The sequence below is a fragment of the Ornithinimicrobium pekingense DSM 21552 genome (assembly GCF_000421185.1).
Taxonomy (GTDB): Bacteria; Actinomycetota; Actinomycetes; order Actinomycetales; family Dermatophilaceae; genus Ornithinicoccus; species Ornithinicoccus pekingensis.
This window is the reverse complement of the sequence record NZ_ATWJ01000014.1, coordinates 232,269-251,043: the sequence shown is the minus strand read 5'-3', so window position 1 is coordinate 251,043 and position 18,775 is coordinate 232,269. Positions and strand designations below refer to the sequence as shown.

The window sequence follows — 18,775 nt, the reverse complement described above, 5'->3', positions numbered from 1 at the left end:
TCCGCCTACATCTGTCGACGTTGGGACGGTGGATGGTGGCTCTCTTGATCGGTCACTGTCGGAGGGGGCTGGCTACGGGGGTCGGTCAGCCCCAAAAGATGTGGGTGGGGTCGCGGTCTATCTCGTCGAGGAGGTCCTCGGTGGTGCGTGAGGGGCCGACCTTGTCGTAGAGGTGGAAGCGGAGGTTGCGGTCGCGCCAGTACAACGTCCAGGTCCCGTCCTTTGCGGTGTAGCGCAGGCGCGCGACGGGCAGGCTGGTCCACTCGGGTCCGAAGTCCTCGCGCCAGGGCGCGCGCCGCTCGACGATGGTCAGGTGTCGGTCAGCAACGTGGCACTCCAGACGGACCTGGTGCTGGGCGCGCTCGGGTACTCGTTGATCGCACCACCGATGAACTAGTACCACCTCCAGCTCGGGAAGGGCCATCGGTCAGGCCCCCGTGCTGCCGACCGCGTCGTTGAGCACCTCGAAGGCAACGTCGAGCCGCCGCTGCCGACGCCGGTCAGTTTCGTGGTTGGCTTCGGCTGCGACGGACCCGATGAGTTCCTCCAGTCCATCTTCGGTGGCTGGCAAGACGACCGCGCCGGTGGCGTGGGGATGGATCCGGAACACCAAGACGTCTACGCCGGCGGGGAGCCCTACACCTCCACGGTGCGCATCACGGTGCTGCCCGACTGAGCGTCGCCGGGGCCTACGGCGCTAACCCGGGACCGGCCGAAGACCAGCCTCCGGGGTACGCCTCAGGAGGCGCAGCACCGGTCTCGTCATGGCCGCCGGGCTCACCTCCCAGGGCACGCCGCGTCATACGGTTGCGAGAGTCGAGCAGCTCATCCAGGCCCGCCTTCAGGTCCTCGTCCCTGATGGTGGGCGCCACCTGGTCGGGGTCGCGCTCGAGAGAGACGAGCGCCGCCCTGCGCAGGAGCTCCTTGGCGAAGGAGGCCGTCGTCCCCTCGGAGCGCTCGACCGCCGAGTCGAGCGCAGCGTCGCTCACCTCCCAGCCCAGCTCCGCCCGGTAGAGATGGAGCAGCTCGCGTCGTGCGCCTGCGTCGGGCAGCTCCATCTCGACCGCCTGGTCGATGCGCCCGGGGCGGGTGGTGAGAGCCTGCTCGAGCAGGTCGGCGCGGTTGGTCGTGAGCACGAAGACGACGTCGGCCTCGGCGGCGAGGCCATCCATCTGGTTCATCAGCTCGAACAGCATCGGCTGCGCCTCGTGCGCCAGGTGCCGGTCCATGGCGATCAGGTCGACGTCCTCGACCACGACCATCGCCGGCTGCAGGTTGCGGGCGATGGCGCACGCCTCGCCCACGAACCGGACGGCCGGTCCGCTGATCAGCAGCACGGTGGTGTCGGGCAACAGGCCCATCAGGTGCCGGATCGTGTGGGTCTTGCCGGTGCCCGGCGGGCCGTAGAGCAGGATGCCCCGTCGCAGGTGCTGCCCGCCGGCCCGCAAGGCGTCCCGATGCTCGGCGACCGTGAGCACCTGACGCCGGATCTGGGCGAGCACCTCCTCGGGCAGGACCAGGTGCTCGCGCGGCACGTGCGGCCGGGTCTGGAAGGTCAGCAGGCTCGCTCCACGGTCCTGCCCGAAGATGTCGTCACCGAAGCTCACCACCCGACCGCGAAAGACGTTCCGCTCGATCACCAGCTCGCGCAACCGCCCGGCGACGGCCTCGGCGCGCGCGGTGTCCGCGCACACGACCTGCACGTGGACGCGCCGGTCCATCATCTCGCCCGACCGCACGAGCATCGCCAGACGGGTACCGTCAGGCTCGGTCACCAGCAGGACTCCCGTGTGGATGCACCGCAGCGTCTCGCCGTCCGGTCCGCTGGGCAGGTTCACGGTCGCCAGCCCACCCAGCCGGACGGGCATGAAGTCGGGCCCGAGGTGCAGAAGCTCGCTGAGCCCGAACTCCATGTGCTGGAAGCCCGCCAGCCCCATCACCTCGGCATCGCGTCCGGGCTCCGCCAGCCAGGCGTCCAGCGCCCGTTGCACGTTGACGTGGTCGTAGACGGGCCAGCTGTCGTCCACCACCGGCGCATCGTCGAGGCGGCCCAGGAACAACCGGAGCCGCCGCGCGACGTTCGGCTGCTCGTCCGCCCTGGCGGCCTTGACGGTGAGGCGGACCGCCCGGTCGACGAGACGGCGCAGGTCGCGAAGCTCAGGTGCCGGGTGCTCGTCGTCGGTCCGCTCGTCAGTGAGGGTCATGCCCTGAGTCAACCAGCACCGGGCGCTTGTCGCCGTCCGTCGGGGAGCCTGCAGGAACACCGGACTGTTGTCGAGGCGGTGAGCTCCTGAGACCGTTGACCATGGCGACCTCGCAGAGATCACCGATGGCGGACGACTTCCGCGCGGCCAGGGCGGAGGTTCCACGCATCGTCCACACGGTGCAGGGCCCGGTCGAGTATGCAGAGCGGGGGCATGGTGAGGCGATCCTCATGATCCACGGGTCACAGGGCGGGTGGGACCAGGGTCTCGTGGCGGGTGAGTACCTGCGCGTCAACGGCTTCCAGATCATCGCTCCGAGCAGGCCGGGATATCTCGGCACACCGCTCTCGACCGGGCGGACGTTCGCGCAGCAGGGGGATGCGCTGGCGGCACTCCTGGACGCACTCGGGATCGATCGCATCATGGTGATCGCTACCTCGGGCGGTGGCCCGGCAGGTTACGAGCTCGCTGCCCGGCACGGTGATCGCGTCAGCAAGCTGGTCCAGGTCGACGCCGTATGCCTGACCGACCGGGGTCCGAGCCGGCTCGCGCAGATGGCGGCACGGGACTTCCCCGTCCAGGGGGTGCTCTGGCTGCTGCGGCACGCGACGAGGCCGACACTCACCGCGCTGTTGCGTTCTTTCGGCACCTACACCCGGCACGACGCCTCGGAAATCGCTGCGATGATCGCAGCGGTCCCGGGCCGAACTGCGTGGCTGGAGGCCACCCTTGCCGCCTCACTCGGCGTCGCCCGGCGGCGTCAGGGACTGAAGAACGACTTCACCGGTTCCGGCACTCCCGCACCGCTGGAGCGCATCACGTGCCCCACCCTGATCGTCCACGGCCGCCGGGACAAGGTCGTGCCGCCGGCCCACGCCGAGCATGCCCACGCACACATCACCGGTTCCGAGCTCTACTGGATGGACGGGTCGCACCTCGCCTTTGCCCTTGAGGCTGCCGACACCGCACCGGCGTACGTCGCCAACTGGCTGCACGACAGCGGGTGACCCCGTGGAGCGAGACACCGAGGAGAATGGCGGAAACCAGGACGGGCCGGGGAGACGGCCGCGGACGACGACGGAGGCGCGATGCGGCATACCCCGCACTATCTGATGACCGACCCCGACGAGGTCCGGCGCCTGGTCCGGGCCCATCCGTGGGCCACGATCGTGTCGCCGGCCGGCACCGGGCTGGTCGCGTCGCACTACCCGGTGATCCTTGACGAGAGCGCCGACGGCCCGGACATCACGATCCTCAGCCACTTCGGACGCCCGGACGACCGGCTGCACGAGCTCGGCCGCCACGAGATCCTGGTCATCGTCCAGGGGCCGCACGACTACATCTCGCCCAGCTGGTACGCACCCGGCGACCTCGTGCCGACCTGGAACCATGTGACGGCGCACCTCTACGGGACGCCGGAGATCCTCGACGAGGAGGAGAACTACACGGCGCTCTCCCTGCTGACCGACCACTTCGAGCGGGGCCGCCCCGGCGGGCGCTCGCTTGCCGAGGACGAGGCTTCCACCCGGCGGGAGGCCAGGGGCGCGGTGAGCTTCCGAATGCGGGTCGACCGGTTCGACGCCCGCGCCAAGCTCAGCCAGAACAAGGCGCCGGAGGTCGTCGACAACGTGATCGACCACGTGGGGGAGCACAACGCCGGACTCGCCGACGAGATGCGACGCGTCCGGGAGGCCGCACGAGGGGAGTGACCTCGCCAGGAGACTTGCGTCAAGTGACTTGCATCTGCCGCAAGAAACTCCCTAGGGTGCTGGGTGTGAGTTCCTCCCCGTCGCCGACCGACGCCACCGACCTGCTCCGGCAGCTGGACGAGGACCGGTCCCGGCTGGCCGGGCTCACGGCGACGCCGTGGTGGGCCTCTGCGCTCCTCGGGCTGGTCGTCGGACTGTGGGTCGCCTCGCCGGCTGTCGGCGACCGGACGACGAACTACCTCTTCGCCCTCGTCGCCGCGGTCGTGGTCGTCCACCTGGTGCGGGTGAGGACCGGGATCCGCCTGCGGGGGGCCGGGGCCCGCCAGCTGGTGCTGGGTGCCCTGTGGTTGCTGGTCACCCTGCTGCTCTACTCCGTGGCGCTCGGCCTGGTCTCGCTCGACCGGGAGATCTGGACCGTCCTTCCGGCCGTCGTCGCGGGCGTGGTGACCTACGGGCTGGCCGTCGTCTCCGACCGGTGGGCGCGCGAGAGCCTGAGGGTGTGAACGCCGACGAGGCCGTCTTCGACGAGCTGATCCACTTCCCGGCCAGGTTGCGGATCTGCGGGCTGCTGCGCCGCGCCGACGCCGTCGCGTTCCGGACGCTCGAGGACGCGCTCGAGCTGCCGGCGTCGCAGCTGTCACGTCATCTCAAGGCGATGGCCGAGGCCGGTTACGTGTCGGTCAGCAAGACCACGTCCCCCGATCGCCGCGACGCCAGGCGCGTCGCGTGGGTGACCCTGACCCCGACCGGCCGCAGCGCGCTCGACCGGCACATGGCCGCCCTGACCCTGATCGCCCAGGGGCAGGAGGTGGGCGCGGCCCGGGATAGGGACGGGATTTACGGGAGTACGGGTCGATGAGTACAGTCACCCGTATGAAGACCACGATAGACATCCCTGACGCCTTGGCGGAGGAGGCCAAGGCCGTAGCCCGGCGCTCGGGTGCCACCCTGCGCGAACTGGTCGTGGCTGGTCTGCGGGCGGAGGTGTCCCGCCGCGAGACGGCGGCCCCGGTCGACTTCCACTTCCCGACCGCCGGTGGCGACGGGCTCGCAGCGGAGCTGGTCCCCGAGGACGTGGTGGCCCGCTCCTACGGGTTGCCGTCGTGATCGCGGTCGACACCAACCTGCTCGTCTACGCGCACCGCACCGACAGCCCGCACCACGCACGAGCGTCGGAGATCCTCCACGGGCTCGCCACCGGTCCGCGTCCCTGGGCGGTCCCCTGGCCGTGCCTGCACGAGTTCCTCGCCGTGGTGACGCACCCGAGGATCTACCGACCACCGACGGCCCCGGCGCTCGCTGTCGAGGCCGTCCAGGCCCTCGTCGACGTGAGGACCATCCAGCTGCTGTCGGAGACGTCCGACCACCTCCGGATCCTGAGGGGCCTCATCGTCACGCCGGGGCTGGTCGGTCCCAAGGTCCACGACGCGCGGATCGCCGCGATCTGCCTCGGTCACGGTGTGGACGCCCTGTGGTCGGCAGACCGAGACTTCTCGTGGTTCCCCGCTCTGCGGGTGGTGAACCCGCTGACCCGATAGGTCAGTTCTCGTTGCTGCGTGCCATGGCCTCGAGCACGCTGGTCAGCACCGACTCCTCGTGCACCGCGCGCCCGTGGCGCCGCACCGCCGCCCCTCAGCTCGGGTCGTCGTCGTAGGTCACCGTGACGTCGGTGTATCCGAGCGACCCGAACAGTCCCCGCAGCATCGCCGTGGTGTTCTCCTTGGCGAGGTCGACGAGCGTGGTCCCCTCCGTCGCGGCGGCCGTCATCTGCTCGATCGCCCTCAGCTGGGCCTCCCGCTCAAGCTCGGACCCCCGGAAGCGGTCGACCAGGCCCTCGTCGCGGTGGGCGACGTAGCTGCCCTCTACGTCGAGCGCCGGCTCGTCGACGGTCGGCTGGGGCAGGGTGACCGCCACCGACGTGCCGTCCTCGGACAGCTCCACGCGACGCTCGTCGAGCTCGCTGAAGTCGACGACGGCGTCGACCTCGCCCTTGCCGACATAGAGCACCCGTTCGCCGCTGACCCACCCGGGGACGAACCGGACGTCCTTCTCGATGTCGACGACGGTCTCGTAGTGTCCGGTCGCGGCGTGGAACTCGCTGATCTCGGTCAGCGACCTCAGCACCGAGGGCCCGGTGCGGTCCACCGTCTCCTCGGCGAAGGGGTTGAACTTCGGCGGCCAGCCGGTGAACGCCACCGCCGCGGCGACGAAGACGCCCACGACGAGCGCGGTCGCGACCACCACCACTCCGAAGCAGCCGAAGGCGGTGGAGAGGACGCGTGAGGGCCCACGCTCACGGCTGGGTGGTGGAACGGCCTCGTCGCTCATGGTTGCGCACAGTAGCGGCCGACCCGTCTCCGGAAGGCGCCCGGCACACCGGTTGTCACGGTTTCGTGACCAGCGACGACGCGCTCAACCCTCGATGAGCACGGTGGGGCAGCCCTGCACCAGAACCGCGCCGCAGCCTGTGCCGTCCCCCGCGCGAGCGGCGGGCCGTCCGCCGATCAGCACCGTGCTGCTGCCGACGGTGACGGCGGACTCCCCGTGCAGGACGCCCGGTGCCCACTGCTGGGGACAGGTGGTCGCCGTCCCCACGACGGCGGCGGGAAGGCCACCGATGAGCACGGTCGGGACGCCGGGCGGCACGACCACGCCACCGTGGCTGGTGGCGTCGGCGATGCGGGCGGCGAGCGGCATACCCCGGCCCCTAGTTGATCCGGACGAGGGAGCCGGTGACCTCGCACGTGCCCGAGGAGCGCAGCGTCGTCACCGCCCCCGACTCGAGCCGCAGGGTGGCGCCGGCCCGCAGCGTCGCCCCGGCGGGGGAGAGGGTCAGCTCGGTCGAGCCGTCGGCGAGCCGCAGCGTGATGCCGTCGTTGTCGATGACGACGCTGTGGCCGGCGTGCGTCAGCCGCACCTCCTGCGAGCCCTCGTCCGGCGAGCCCTCGTCCGGCGGGCCGAGGCGCCCCAGGACGACGGGACTGCCCGCACCACGGCCCTCGAACCCCACGAGCACGCTCTCCCCGAGGGACGGGGTCTGCCACGGGCCGGCGCCGAGCGGGGCGCACACCTCGGCCCAGACCTCGCGACGGGAGCGGCCCCGGCCCGGGGACGTGACGAGGACTCGTCCCCGGCCCTCCGGGTCGTCGACGGCGATGACCTGGGCACGCTCGAGCTGTGTCATGGGGACATCCTGCCCGTCCGGCCGGCCCGACGGACAGCGGCGCGCTCCCAGCCCGAGGGCGTACTGTCGCAGGTAGCGAGACCGTTCAGGTCTCCCCACCGAAGGCCACGCCATGACAGACAAGTCGCCGCGCCAGTCCCTCTCCAAGAAGTCCGGCAAGACCATCAAGGAGAAGCGGGCCGAGAAACGGGCCAAGGAGGACGACACGTCCCAGGTCGAACAGGCCGTCCACCCCAAGAAGCGCTGACCGGGTGCTGCTCACGGTCGGGGTGATGGCTCGCTCCCGCAAGGAGAACGAGCAGCGCCTGCCGATCCACCCCGAGCACCTGCACGCGATCGACGAGGACCTGCGCGACCGGATCTTCCTCGAGCACGGGTATGGCGTGCCCTTCGGCATGTCCGACGAGGCGCTCGCGGGCCTCGTCGGCGGCGTGCGGACCCGTGCCGAGCTCATCGCGCAGTGCGACGTCATCCTGCTGCCCAAGGTGCAGGCCGAGGACCTCGCCGAGCTGCGCGACGGGCAGGTGGTCTGGGGCTGGCCGCACTGCGTCCAGGACGTCGGGATCACCCAAGAGGCGGTCGACCGGCGCCAGACGCTCATCGCGTTCGAGGCGATGAACCACTGGTCGCGCAGCGGCAACCACCTGCTGCACGTCTTCCACAAGAACAACGAGCTGGCCGGCTACTGCTCGGTGCTGCACGCCCTGCAGCTCGTCGGCTCGACCGGCAGCTACGGCCGCAAACGGCGTGCGGTCGTCATCGGCTTCGGGGCCACGGCCCGCGGCGCGGTGACGGCGCTGAGCGCCCTCGGGGTCGCCGACGTGCGCGTGCTCACCCAGCGCAAGGTCGCCGCGGTCGCCTCCCCGATTCACTCCGTCGACATCGTCCACGTCGACCACGACGAGGACCCGGCGCTGACGACCGTCGTCACCACCGAGGGCCCGGTGCCGCTGGCGCCCTACCTCGCCGACAACGACATCGTCGTCAACTGCGTGCTGCAGGACACGGCCGCGCCCTGGACCTTCCTCACCGAGGCGGACCTGCCGCTCTTCCGCCCGGGCAGCCTGGTCGTCGACGTGTCCTGCGACGAGGGGATGGGCTTCGGCTGGGCCCGGCCCACGACGTTCGAGGCGCCCACCTTCGTCGTCGGCGACAACATCACCTACTACGCCGTGGACCACACCCCGTCCTACCTGTGGAGCTCGGCGACCTGGGAGATCAGCCTGGCGCTGCTGCCGCACCTGCGCACGGTCCTGTCCGGACCGGACGCCTGGCAGGCCGAGCCGACGGTCGGGCGGGCCGTCGAGATCCAGGACGGCCAGATCCGCAACCCCGCCATCCTGGCGTTCCAGGGGCGAGAGGCGGCCTACCCGCACCGGCGCCCGGTCGACGCGTGAGCGTGCGTCGTCCAGGCGCTGCGCACGGGGGTCACAGCCGCACGACGCGGGTCGCGCCCTCCCTGAGCGACTCGACCGCGACCGCGTTGGCGTGATCGGGCCCCAGCGCACGCTCGTGCGCCCGCGCCGGGTCCTCCCCGTGCCGCACGTGCCGCTCGACGAGACGGGCCTGACGCACCTGTGGGTCCAGGTCGAGGAACCACACCTCGTCCAGGGCGGCCCGCACCCGGGGCCAGGCACCGGTGGTGGCGAGCAGATAGTTGCCCTCGGTGACCACGAGCGGCACCGAGGGCAGGATCGGCAGGGCCGAGCCGACCGAGGTCTCGAGGTCGCGGTCGTAGCGCGGGGCGTAGACGACCTCGTCCGGGCCCTGGGCGCGCAGGCGGGTGAGGAGGGCGGCATACCCGGCGTCGTCGAAGGTGTCGATGGCGCCCTTGCGGCCGCGGGCGCCGCACGCGTGCAGGATCGGGTCGTCGAGGTGGAAGCCGTCCATCGGCGCGAGCGCGACCACCTCCGGCCCGAGCGACTCCGCCAGGGCGGTCGCCAGCGTCGACTTGCCTGCGCCGGGTGCTCCGGTCAGCCCGAGGATCGTGCGGCCGGGGCGCGCCGCCAGACGGCGCGCGTCCTCGACCAGCGCGGCGAGCGTGTCCGCAGGCGGCCCGGACGTCACGGCCGGCACCGCAGCGTCCCGGCGGACGACCTCACTGCCGCACCCCGTGCACGGTGGCGAGCAGCTCGGCATACCGCCCCTTGATCTCCTCGACCACCGGGTCGGTGACCGGGTCCGCGCGCACGAGGTGGCCCGCGTCCGCCCACCGCGGGCAGGCGTCCTCGCCCGAGAGGACCCAGGCGGCCTGGCGGGCGGCGCCGCGCGCGACGTACTCACCGGGAGGAGGCACGACGAGCGGGACCCCGATGAAGGTCGCGGCGATCTCCCGCACGGCCGCCGACCCGGTCGCCCCGCCGATGAGGAGCACCCGCTGGGCGTCCACCCCCTCGCGGCGCAGGGCGTCGACGCCGGCGGCGACGTTGAGCAGCATCCCCTCGACGAACGCCCGGGCCACGTTGGCCGGGGTCAGGTTGTCCCGGGTCATGCCGGACAGGGTGCCGGTCGCCGTCGGCAGGTTGGGGGTCCGCTCGCCGTCGAGGTAGGGCAGCAGCGTCAGACCGCCCGCACCGGGCTCCGCCTCGAGCGCCAGGCGCTCCAGGCCGGCCAGGTCGGTGCCCAGCGCCGCCGCCCCGGCGCCGAGCACGCGGGCGGCGTTGAGGGTGCACATGAGCGGCAGGTGCCCGCCGGCGGCGTCGGCGAAGCCGGCGACCTCCCCCGTCGGGTCGTGGGTGGGACGGGGGTGGGAGGCGAAGGCCGTGCCGCTGGTGCCGAGCGAGACCGCCACGTCCCCGGCTACCAGGCCGAGCCCGAGCGCCGCCGCCGCGTTGTCACCGGCCCCCGGCCCGAGCACCAGCCCTGCGCGGGTGCGGCCGGCAGCGGTGCCGGGGCCGAGCACCTCCGGCAGCTCGAGGTCGTCGCGGCCGGTCGCCAGCCGCAGGAGGTCAGGGCGGTAGGCGCCCGTCGAGGCGGAGAAGTAGCCGGTGCCCGACGCGTCGGACCGGTCGGTGACCCACCGCCCCACCGGCCCGTCCCCGGCGAGCAGCCGGCTGGTCAGCCAGTCGTGGGGCAGCACGCAGGTGCGCGTGCGGGCAAGGTGCTCGGGCTCGTGGCGGGCCAGCCAGCGCAGCTTGGTGACCGTGATCGCGGCCACCGGCACGACGCCGATCGCCTCCGCCCACGCCTGCGGCCCGCCGAGCTCGTCGATGAGGTCGAGGGCGTCGGGCGCCGAGCGGGTGTCGTTCCACAGCAGCGCCGGGCGGACCACGCGCTGGTCCTCGTCGAGGCAGACCATGCCGTGCTGCTGCCCGGCGACGGAGACCGCCGACACCCCCTCCAGCAGCCCGCCGGAGGTCGCCTCCTGCAGCGCGGTCCACCAGTGGTCCGGGTGCACCTCGGTGCCGTCGGGGTGGGCCGCGCGGCCCGTGCGCACCACCTCACCGGTGCGGGCGTCGCAGACCATCACCTTGCACGACTGCGTGGAGCTGTCGACCCCGGCGACCAGGGTGGGGGCGTTCATCGTGTGAGCTCTCCTGGGAGGACGTGGGACGGTCAGTCCTGCGGGTGGATCATCGACTTGATGGCCCGCGGGTCGTCCGCCGCGGCGGTGAGGGCCGCGGCGGTCTGGTCGAGGTCGAAGTGCCCGGTGACCAGGTCGTCGAGGCGCACCTGCCCGGCCGCGACCAGGGCGATCGCCGGAGGCCAGGTGTTGGCGTAGCGGAAGACCCCGGTCACCAGCAGCTCCCGCTCCTGGACCAGCGACAGCGGCAGGTCGAGGGTGTCGCCGCCCATGCCGACCAGCACCGCCCGTCCGGCCGGGGCCAGTGACCGCAGCCCGGCCAGCGTCGAGCCGGCGTGGCCGCTGCACTCCAGCAGCACCTGAGGGGCGGGGCGTCCGTCGTAGTGGTCGGCAAGCGTCACCTCGCGGGCGTCCACGGTGTCCGTCGCCCCGTGCGCGGCGGCCACCGCGAGCCGGTGCGGGTTGACGTCGGTGACCACGACCTCCACCGCCCCCGCGACGCGGGCGACCTGGGCGCACAGCAGCCCGACCGGCCCCGCCCCGGTGACGAGCACCCGGTCGCCGGCGCTGACACCGGCCTTGCGGCAGGCCCACAGCGCCACCGAGAGCGGCTCGACCATCGCGGCGGCGTCGTCGCCGACCGTGTCGGGCACGGGGTGGGCGAAGGCGTGGTGGTGGGCGATGACCTCGCTCAGCGAGCCGTCGACCGGCGGGGTGGCGTGGAAGACCATGTCGGGGCACAGGTTGTAGCGACCAGCAAGGCACTGCTCGCACTGCCGGCACGGCACCCCGGGCTCGATCGAGACCCGCTGCCCGACGCGGGCGGGGTCGACGTCGGTGCCGACCTCGACGATCACCCCGGCCGCCTCGTGGCCGAGGACCAGCGGCGCGGTGACGGCATACGACCCGATCCGCCCGTGCGTGAAGTAGTGGGTGTCGGACCCGCACACCCCGACCGAGGTGACCTGCACGAGCACCTCGTCCGCGGCGGGCTGCGGACGCGGCCGCTCCTGCACCTCGATCGTGCCGGGCTCGCGCAGGACGGCCGTCCGCGTCGTCTCCCTGGCCTCAGCCACGGACCTGGTCCTCCAGGGTCGCCCGGGCCCCCTTCTCGTGCAGCGACCGCAGGGACTCCAGGTAGGCGGTGGTGAACCGCTCGTCGTGCCGCAGGTCGCCGAAGAAGGACTCGTCCTGCAGGAAGGCCAGCGGGTCCTCGTGCTGGCGGGCGGCTGCGGCCATGACCTTGTCCTTGAACCGGTCGACCACCTCGATCGGCTCACCCTGCTCGTCCACGCCCTCGGCATACCGCGCCCAGGAGGCGACGACGAGCGCGGAGGCCTCGATCCGCCCGCCGTGCTCGAGGTTGTGCCGGATGACCGGCACCAGCCACTTGGGTATGCGGTCGCTGGACTCCGCGCACAGGCGCGCCAGGGTGTCGCGCACCTCGGGGTTGGCGAAGCGCTCGATGAGCTCGCGGCGGTAGGCGTCGAGGTCGACGCCGGGGACCTCGGGCAGAGTGGGCGTGCCCTCGTGCTCCATGTAGCCGAGGAGGAAGTCGACGAACACCGGGTCCTGGCACACCTCGTGGGCGTAGCGGTAGCCCGCGAGGTAGCCCAGGTAGCACAGCGCCTGGTGGCTGGCGTTGAGCAGGCGCAGCTTCATCAGCTCGTAGGGGACGACGTCGTCGACGACCTGGGCGCCGGCCTGCTCGAAGGCCGGCCGGCCGGTGGGGAAGGAGTCCTCCAGCACCCACTGGGTGAACGGCTCGCACACCACGGGCCAGGCGTCCTCGACCCCGAACCGCTCGGCCAGGGCCGCGATGTCCTCCTCGCTGGTGACGGGGGTGATGCGGTCGACCATCGAGTTGGGGAAGGCGACGTGCTCGGCCAGCCAGGGTGCCAGCGGCTCCCCGTCAGGTGACCGGTCGTCCTGGAGGGTGGCGAAGGCGCCGATCATGTCCCGGGCGACGTCGCCGTTGCCGGGCAGGTTGTCGCAGGACATCACGGTGAACGGCTCGGTCCCGGCCGCCCGGCGCCGGCGCAGCGCCTCGGTGACGAACCCGAAGGCGCTGCGGGGGGTGCCGGGGGAGCCGAGGTCGGCCTGCAGGGCCGGGTCGTCGGGGTCGAAGCGCCCGGTCACCTGGTTGACGTGGTAGCCGCCCTCGGTGATGGTCAGGGAGACGACACGCACCCGCGGGTCGACCATGGCGGCCAGCACCGCCTCGGGGTCGTCCGGGGCGAAGAGGTAGTCGACCATGGACCCGATGACCCGTGGCTCCAGCGTCCCGTCGGGGTGCTTGAGCACGAGGGTGTAGAGGCAGTCCTGCCCCTTGAGCGCGTCGCGCATGCGCACGTCGCCGGGCATCGTGCCGACCCCCACGATCGCCCAGTCGTGGTCCCGGCCGCCCTCCATCAACCGGTCGAGGTACATCGCCTCGTGCGCCCGGTGGAAGCCGCCGACGCCGAGGTGGACGATGCCGGGCGTCAGCGCGGAGCGGTCGTAGGTGGGCCGTCCGACCGTCTCGGGCAGCTCATGGAGCGTGGCGTCGCCGAGCCGGGTCACTTCACCGCTCCCATCGACAGGCCCTGGACGAGCTTGTCCTGGGCGGCGAAGCCGGCCGTCAGCACCGGTATCGACACGACCAGGCTGGCCGCGCACACCTGGGCCAGGAACAGCCCCTGGCTGGTGACGAAACCGGTGAGGTAGACCGGTGCGGTCTGGGCGACGGTGCTGGTCAGCACCCGCGCCAGCAGCAGCTCGTTCCAGCTGAAGATGAAGCAGATGAGCGCCGCGGCGGCGATGCCGGGCATCACCACCGGGGCGATCACCTGGCGCAGGGTGGTGCGCAGGTTGGCCCCGTCGATCTGCGCCGCCTCGATCATCTCCACCGGGACCTCCGCGAGGAAGGAGCGCAGCATCCAGATGGCGATCGGCAGGTTCATGGAGGTGTAGAAGATTGTCAGCAGCAGGATGTTGTCGAGCAGCCCGGAGAACTGGGCGAACAGGTAGATCGGCAGGATCGCGGCGACGATGGGCAGCATCTTGGTGGAGAGCATGAAGAAGAGCACGTCCTGCCACTTCTTCACCGGCCGGATCGACAGCGCGTAGGCCGCGGGGAAGGCCAGCGCGATGACCAGCGCCGTGGACAGCACGCTGGCCGTCGCGGAGTTGAGCAGCGGCCCCCACGGGTCGGCCCCGAAGAAGTTGCGGTAGCCCTCCACGCTGAAGGGGGCGAAGAGCTGGGGCGGGTTGGTCGCGGCGTCGGTCTCGCTGCGGAAGGACACCAGGACCATCCACAGGAACGGGATGAAGAAGAACAGGCCGATGGCCCAGGCCAGGACCGTCAGACCGAGCCCCTGGCGGTCCGCCTTGTCGCGGAACGGTGCCCGGCGCCGGCTCGAGGGCTTCAGGGCGATGGTCATCGTGACTCCTCCTGGAAGACGGTGAAGACGGTCCGCAGCGCGAGCATCGCCACGACCAGCGTGCCCGCCACCGTGACCACCCCGGCGGCCGAGGCCCGCCCGTAGTCCTGCGCGGTGTAGAAGGTCTGGTAGACGAAGTAGGGCAGGTTGGCGCTGCCGGTGGCGCCGGCGGTGATGGTGAAGACGTGGTCGAAGTTCTGCACCACGTAGATCGTGCCGAGCAGCACGCTGAGCTCGATGTAGGGGCGCAGGTGCGGCAGCGTCATGTGTATGAAGATCTGCCAGCTGCTGGCGCCGTCGATGCGCGCGGCCTCGACCACGTCCATCGGCCGGCTCTGCAGCCCGGCGAGCAGGATGAGCATCATGAACGGCGTCCACTGCCAGGAGATCGCCGCGATCAGCGCCGGCAGCGGCATGCTGCCGACCCAGTCGGGCTGGGGCGCGTCGTCACCGAGGAAGACCGTGAGCAGGCCGTTGAGCAGTCCGTACTCGGGGTTGTAGAGCGCGTGCTTCCACAGCAGGGCCGCCGCGATCGGCACGAGCAGGAAGGGCGTGATCATCATCGTGCGGACCACGCCGCGACCGGGGAACTTCCGGTCGAGCAGCAGCGCGATGAGCAGGCCCAGGACGAGGCAGATGACCACCACGCTCACGGTCAGCATGACGGTGACGAGCACGGCCGAGCGGGCGTTGACGTCGGTGAAGACCCGGGCGTAGTTGCTGAACCCGGCGAACCCGCGGTCGTCGGGGTAGTAGGAGTTCCAGTCCATGAAGGAGACGATCAGCGTGCCCAGGAAGGGCAGCTGGGTCAGCACGATCACGAAGATGAGGGCGGGGAGCAGGGGCAGCCTGCGGCGCCACTTCTCCGACATCCCGCTCTGCCGTCGCTCGGCGGGCGGCGGCGCCCCCGTCCGGACGGCGTCCTCGGCCACCTCGGTGCTCATCGGTCGCGCTCCTCTCGAGCCTGGTAACGCTCGGCGATGTCCTCGGCCAGCTGCTGGCCACGGTCCAGGGCCTCCTCGACGCTCATCCGCCCCGCGATCGCGGCGCTGATGTCCTGGCTGACCTGGGTGCCCAGCTCGGGGAACTCCGGCAGGCCGATGAACTGGATGCCCATCGCCGGTCGGGGCTGGAGCCCGGGGTCCTGCGGGTCCGCTGCCTCGATCGCCCGCCTCGTCGGCTCGGCGAACGCCCCGGCGACCTCGAGGTAGTCGGGGTTGTCGTAGGTGGAGGCCCGCTTGCCGGACGGCACCTGGGCCCAGCCGACCTCCTCGCCGACGAGCTCCTCGTACTCCTTGCTCGAGGCCCAGGAGATGAACTCCCAGGCGTCGTCCTTGTTCTCCGAGGCCTCCTGGATCGCGAAGGACCAGGCGTAGAGCCATCCCGAGCTCTCGGTCTCGACCACCGGCGCGGGCGCGTAGCCGAGCAGGCCCTGGACCGGGGAGCCGTCGGCCTCCAGCGACCCCGCGGCGGACGTGGCGTCGTACCACATCGCCGAGTTGCCCTGGGTCAGGTTGTTCAGGCACTCGACGAAGCCGGAGTTGGGGGCACCGCGCTGGCCGTGCTCGCGGACCAGGTCGACGTAGAAGGTGACGGCCTCGGTGAACTCGGGCGAGTCGACCATCGGCTGCATCCCGCGCGTGGAGTTCTGCTCCTCGGACGCGAACCAGGTGCCGCCGAAGGTGTTGACCACGGTGGTCAGCGGGGCGAAGATCTGACCCCAGCCGGGCTGGCCGCGCAGGCAGATCCCGGACATGCCCGGCTCGGCGCCGTCGACCTGGGCGGCGATCTCGGCGACCTCCTGCCAGGTCGGCTCCTCCGGCATCTCGATGCCCTCGCGCTCGAAGATGTCCTTGCGGTACATCAGGAACGAGGACTCCCCGTAGAACGGCTCCCCGTAGACGCTGCCGTCGACGGTCAGCGAGGTCGTCATCGACTGCAGGATGTCGTCCTGGTCGAAGTCCGGGTCGGCCGCGATGTAGTCGTCGAGGGCGGCGACCCAGCCGGCCCGGGCGTAGATCGGGATCTCGAAGTTGGACAGGGTCGCCACGTCGTACTGCCCCGACTGGCTGGTGAACTCCTGGCTCACGAGGTCGCGCAGGTCGTTCTCCGGCAGGATCGTGTAGTTGACCGCGATCCCCGTCTCCGCGGTGAAGTGCTCCTCGGTGAGCCGCTGGAGGTCGGTCATCTGGGGGTTGTTCACCATGATCACGTTCAGCGACCCCTCGGCCCCCGCACCTCCGCCCGCCCAGCCCAGGGTGCAGGCGCTGAGCGAGAGGGAGGCGGTGAGGCAGAGCCCCAGAGCCGTGGCCATGCGCGTCCGTCTGCGTCGTTGCACTGTCTCCACCCTTCCGTGGTCTCAAACGAGCAACTAGACTGCACGTTTGAGCGCAGGGACCCGAGTCAACTATCTTTCTGCTCTGGGTGTCAAGGGGTCCTGCGGCCGACGAGGTCGGACCGAGGAGGGAAGGCGGCGTGCGATGGGACGGGAAGACGTCCTGGACCAGGCAGAGCGACGCACGGCCGCGGCCGTGGCGCGCAGGTACTACCTGGACGGCGAGTCCAAGGTCGACATCGCGGCGGACCTGGGGCTGAGCCGCTTCAAGGTGGCCCGCCTGCTGGACCAGGCCAAGCGGTCGGGGATGGTGCGGATCGAGGTCGTCGAGCCGGTGGACGACGCCGTCCTCGAGCTCGCCGCCCAGGTCAGGGACAGGTGGGGCCTGCGGGAGTGCTGGGTCGTGCCCGACTCGGACGCGCCGCAGCAGGACGTGGGGCGCGCCGCCGGCGAGCTGCTGGGCCGGTTGCTCGGTCCGCAGGACGTCCTGGGTATGCCGTGGAGCCGGTCGGGGCACGCCATGGTCGACGCGCTGACCACCTTGCCCCGCGTGCCGGTCGTGCAGCTCAGCGGTGCGGCGGCCACGACCCCCGTGGACAGCAGCACGGTCGACATCGTCCGTCGTGCGTCGAGGATCGCCGGGGGTGGGCGTCAGGTCTTCTTCGCGCCCCTGGTCATGCCCGACGCGGAGGCGGCCGAGGCGGTGCGCCGTGACGTCGCGGTGCGCGACACCCTGGGCGCCGCGAGCACGGTGACGGTGGCGATGGTCGGCGTCGGGGCCTGGGCCCCGGGGGAGTCCACGATCCACGACCTCGTCGACGACGCGGCGCGAGAGAAGGTGGCCGCGGCCGGCGCCGTCGGCGAGATCGCCGGGGTCTTCTTCGACGACCGCGGCCGGCTGGTGCAGACTTCCGTGTCGCGACGGGTGATAGCGCTGAGCGGGGAGCAGCTGTCCGCCATCCCGACGGTGCTCGCCAGCTGCCACCAGCCGGCGAGGGCGCCGGCCCTGGCGGCTGCGGTGCGGGGCGGGCTCGTGACGGCCCTGGTCGTCACGGCGGAGGTCGCCGAGGCGCTGCTCGAGCTGTCGCCGTGAGGCCGTCGGGGGACGGCCCGTGGGCCAGGTCGGAGCCGTCGGTCGTCACGGCAGCCGCGCGGTGACCGCCTCCGGGCCGAACTCCGCGTCGACGACGACCCGGTTCAGCCCGATCACCGCGGCGTCCTCGCGCAGCGACCCCAGCGCCAGCCGCAGGTGCCGTGTCGCGCGGGGGAGCGAGCGGCCGTAGAGCGTCTCCCGGATGCCGGTGATCAGCGACGTCGACGCCAGGTCTCCACCGACGACGACCACCTCGGGGTTGAGCACGCAGACGACGGTGGCCAGCACCTCGCCGATCCGCCGTCCGGCCTCCCGGGTCAGGCGCAGGGCGTCGTGGTCACCGGCCCGCAGCAGGGTGCCGACGTCGTGGCCGGCCGTCGCGTCCCGGCCGAGCTCGCGCAGCTGGGCAGCCACGGCGCGACCGCTGGCCACGGCGGCCAGGCACCCGCTGGCCCCGCACATGCACCTCGTGGGGACCGGGTGCTCGACGCGCACGTGCCCGATGTCGCCGGCGCCGCCGTCGGCGCCGGTGTAGCGCTGCCCGCCCAGCACGATCCCGGTGCCGATGCCGGTCGAGACCTTGACCATGACCAGCGACCGGCACCCGCGGAACTCCGCGACATACTCACCGACCGCCGCGGCGTCGGCGTCGTTGGCGGTGTGGACGGGCACCTCCGCCACGTGCTCCTGCAGGTGCTCGGCGATCGGGTAGGCGTCCCAGCCGGGCATGATCGGCGGCTCCGACGGACGTCCGGTCGCCGGGTCGACCGGCCCCGGCACGCTGATCCCGATGCCGGCCAGCGGCGGCAGGTCCGGCGTCATTAGCCCGGCCAGCGACTCGCTGATCGCGCTAAGCGTCGGCAGCGGCCCGTCGGCCACGCGCGGCTCGATCCGCTCACGGGCCAGGACGCGGCCCTCGAGGTCGGTGACGGCGGTGACCGTGTGGGTGGTGTCGACGGCCGCCACGGCCACGACCGCGTGCTCGTGGTTGAAGCGCAGGCTCTTGCGCGGCCGGCCCCGCCCCGCCGTCGCCGCCGAGGTCTCGACCACCAGGCCGGCGTCGAGCAGGAGCGCGACCCGCTGGGCCACGGTCATCCGCGACAGGCCCGTCGCCTCGAGCAGGTCGCCCCTGGTCGTGGCCTCGCCGGAGCGGATGAGCTGCAGGATGTCGCCGGCCTGCACGGGCACGCGCGCTCACCTCCGTGGTGTGGGCCCGCACCCGGCGGTGCGGTCCGTCGAGACTAGATCGTGACCCATTATTGCTTGACGTGCGCCTCTTTATTGCCTAATGCTTGAGCAGAAGTC

The 18,775-nt window shown here is 71.9% G+C and carries 23 protein-coding genes; 10 read left to right on the top strand and 13 right to left on the bottom strand.

Translation table 11 applies throughout. The annotated features are described in order from the left end of the window. Positions 1-85: 85 nt before the first annotated feature. Positions 86-424 carry a DUF3024 domain-containing protein gene (locus K330_RS0116915; RefSeq protein ID WP_022923000.1) on the bottom strand — a complete coding sequence of 113 codons (339 nt, stop codon included), beginning with the start codon at positions 422-424 and terminating at the stop codon, positions 86-88. Positions 425-508: 84 nt separating this feature from the next. On the opposite strand from K330_RS0116915, the gene K330_RS23790 reads away from it, so the two are divergent. Further along, a complete protein-coding gene (locus K330_RS23790) occupies positions 509-676 on the top strand; it encodes a hypothetical protein (RefSeq protein WP_022922999.1) in 168 nt (55 codons plus the stop codon). A gap of 13 nt (positions 677-689) precedes the next feature. Here the strand turns inward: K330_RS23790 and K330_RS22045 are convergent, their stop codons facing one another. Then, positions 690-2,204, bottom strand: a complete 1,515-nt coding sequence (locus K330_RS22045) for an AAA family ATPase (protein WP_022922998.1) — start codon at positions 2,202-2,204, stop codon at positions 690-692. Between the two features lie 125 nt (positions 2,205-2,329). On the opposite strand from K330_RS22045, the gene K330_RS0116900 reads away from it, so the two are divergent. The 6 genes from K330_RS0116900 (at position 2,330) to K330_RS0116875 (ending at position 5,451) form a co-directional block, all read left to right on the top strand. Beyond that, positions 2,330-3,211, top strand: coding sequence for an alpha/beta fold hydrolase (locus tag K330_RS0116900; protein WP_022922997.1), 882 nt, complete (start codon positions 2,330-2,332; stop codon positions 3,209-3,211). Positions 3,212-3,292: 81 nt separating this feature from the next. Beyond that, complete coding sequence (locus K330_RS0116895) at positions 3,293-3,913, top strand: FMN-binding negative transcriptional regulator (RefSeq protein WP_022922996.1); 621 nt, start codon at positions 3,293-3,295, stop codon at positions 3,911-3,913. A gap of 65 nt (positions 3,914-3,978) precedes the next feature. Further along, entirely contained in the window at positions 3,979-4,416 is a 438-nt protein-coding gene (locus tag K330_RS22985; protein ID WP_022922995.1) for a hypothetical protein, read from the top strand. Then, positions 4,413-4,772, top strand: a complete 360-nt coding sequence (locus K330_RS0116885; RefSeq protein ID WP_022922994.1) for a transcriptional regulator — start codon at positions 4,413-4,415, stop codon at positions 4,770-4,772. Before K330_RS22985 ends, K330_RS0116885 begins: the two co-directional genes overlap by 4 nt. 14 nt (positions 4,773-4,786) lie before the next feature. After that, positions 4,787-5,020, top strand: coding sequence for a hypothetical protein (locus tag K330_RS0116880; protein WP_029202803.1), 234 nt, complete (start codon positions 4,787-4,789; stop codon positions 5,018-5,020). Then, entirely contained in the window at positions 5,017-5,451 is a 435-nt protein-coding gene (locus K330_RS0116875; protein ID WP_022922992.1) for a type II toxin-antitoxin system VapC family toxin, read from the top strand. Before K330_RS0116880 ends, K330_RS0116875 begins: the two co-directional genes overlap by 4 nt. A gap of 94 nt (positions 5,452-5,545) precedes the next feature. On the opposite strand, the gene K330_RS0116865 is transcribed toward K330_RS0116875, so the two are convergent. From K330_RS0116865 to K330_RS0116855, 3 genes are all read right to left on the bottom strand, one after another. Next, the gene (locus K330_RS0116865; protein WP_022922991.1) at positions 5,546-6,241 is read right to left on the bottom strand and encodes a DUF4230 domain-containing protein; all 696 of its coding nucleotides are present in this window, start codon (positions 6,239-6,241) and stop codon (positions 5,546-5,548) included. Between the two features lie 84 nt (positions 6,242-6,325). Continuing rightward, the gene (locus tag K330_RS0116860) at positions 6,326-6,610 is read right to left on the bottom strand and encodes a PAAR domain-containing protein (RefSeq protein ID WP_022922990.1); all 285 of its coding nucleotides are present in this window, start codon (positions 6,608-6,610) and stop codon (positions 6,326-6,328) included. A gap of 10 nt (positions 6,611-6,620) precedes the next feature. After that, entirely contained in the window at positions 6,621-7,097 is a 477-nt protein-coding gene (locus tag K330_RS0116855) for a phage baseplate assembly protein V (RefSeq protein WP_022922989.1), read from the bottom strand. 112 nt (positions 7,098-7,209) lie between these two features. Here K330_RS0116855 and K330_RS24575 point away from each other — a divergent pair, with 112 nt between their 5' ends. Continuing rightward, positions 7,210-7,344, top strand: coding sequence for a hypothetical protein (locus tag K330_RS24575; protein ID WP_022922988.1), 135 nt, complete (start codon positions 7,210-7,212; stop codon positions 7,342-7,344). Between the two features lie 25 nt (positions 7,345-7,369). Then, entirely contained in the window at positions 7,370-8,494 is a 1,125-nt protein-coding gene (locus tag K330_RS0116845; protein ID WP_040658351.1) for a N(5)-(carboxyethyl)ornithine synthase, read from the top strand. Positions 8,495-8,525: 31 nt separating this feature from the next. Here K330_RS0116845 and K330_RS0116840 read toward each other — a convergent pair whose 3' ends face one another. Genes K330_RS0116840 through K330_RS0116810 form a run of 7 tightly spaced genes read right to left on the bottom strand, consistent with a single transcriptional unit; the run spans position 8,526 to position 16,356 of the window. Continuing rightward, complete coding sequence (locus tag K330_RS0116840) at positions 8,526-9,164, bottom strand: nucleoside/nucleotide kinase family protein (RefSeq protein ID WP_029202801.1); 639 nt, start codon at positions 9,162-9,164, stop codon at positions 8,526-8,528. Positions 9,165-9,195: 31 nt separating this feature from the next. Next, positions 9,196-10,620: a xylulokinase gene (locus tag K330_RS0116835; protein WP_022922985.1), complete on the bottom strand. Its 1,425-nt coding sequence runs from the start codon at positions 10,618-10,620 to the stop codon at positions 9,196-9,198. Between the two features lie 32 nt (positions 10,621-10,652). Then, positions 10,653-11,696, bottom strand: coding sequence for an NAD(P)-dependent alcohol dehydrogenase (locus K330_RS0116830; RefSeq protein WP_022922984.1), 1,044 nt, complete (start codon positions 11,694-11,696; stop codon positions 10,653-10,655). Continuing rightward, positions 11,689-13,182 carry a mannitol dehydrogenase family protein gene (locus tag K330_RS0116825; protein ID WP_022922983.1) on the bottom strand — a complete coding sequence of 498 codons (1,494 nt, stop codon included), beginning with the start codon at positions 13,180-13,182 and terminating at the stop codon, positions 11,689-11,691. The genes K330_RS0116830 and K330_RS0116825 overlap by 8 nt, the downstream gene beginning before the upstream one ends. Beyond that, positions 13,179-14,042: a carbohydrate ABC transporter permease gene (locus tag K330_RS0116820; RefSeq protein ID WP_022922982.1), complete on the bottom strand. Its 864-nt coding sequence runs from the start codon at positions 14,040-14,042 to the stop codon at positions 13,179-13,181. The genes K330_RS0116825 and K330_RS0116820 overlap by 4 nt, the downstream gene beginning before the upstream one ends. Further along, positions 14,039-14,986, bottom strand: a complete 948-nt coding sequence (locus K330_RS0116815; protein ID WP_022922981.1) for a carbohydrate ABC transporter permease — start codon at positions 14,984-14,986, stop codon at positions 14,039-14,041. Before K330_RS0116815 ends, K330_RS0116820 begins: the two co-directional genes overlap by 4 nt. Beyond that, positions 14,983-16,356 (bottom strand): ABC transporter substrate-binding protein, encoded by a 1,374-nt coding sequence (locus K330_RS0116810; RefSeq protein WP_022922980.1) that lies wholly within the window; start codon positions 16,354-16,356, stop codon positions 14,983-14,985. Before K330_RS0116810 ends, K330_RS0116815 begins: the two co-directional genes overlap by 4 nt. 166 nt (positions 16,357-16,522) lie before the next feature. Between K330_RS0116810 and K330_RS0116805 the strand changes: the two genes are divergently transcribed. Further along, positions 16,523-17,470, top strand: coding sequence for a sugar-binding transcriptional regulator (locus tag K330_RS0116805; RefSeq protein WP_022922979.1), 948 nt, complete (start codon positions 16,523-16,525; stop codon positions 17,468-17,470). Between the two features lie 45 nt (positions 17,471-17,515). On the opposite strand, the gene K330_RS0116800 is transcribed toward K330_RS0116805, so the two are convergent. Then, positions 17,516-18,658, bottom strand: coding sequence for an ROK family transcriptional regulator (locus K330_RS0116800; RefSeq protein ID WP_022922978.1), 1,143 nt, complete (start codon positions 18,656-18,658; stop codon positions 17,516-17,518). Positions 18,659-18,775: the final 117 nt, after the last annotated feature.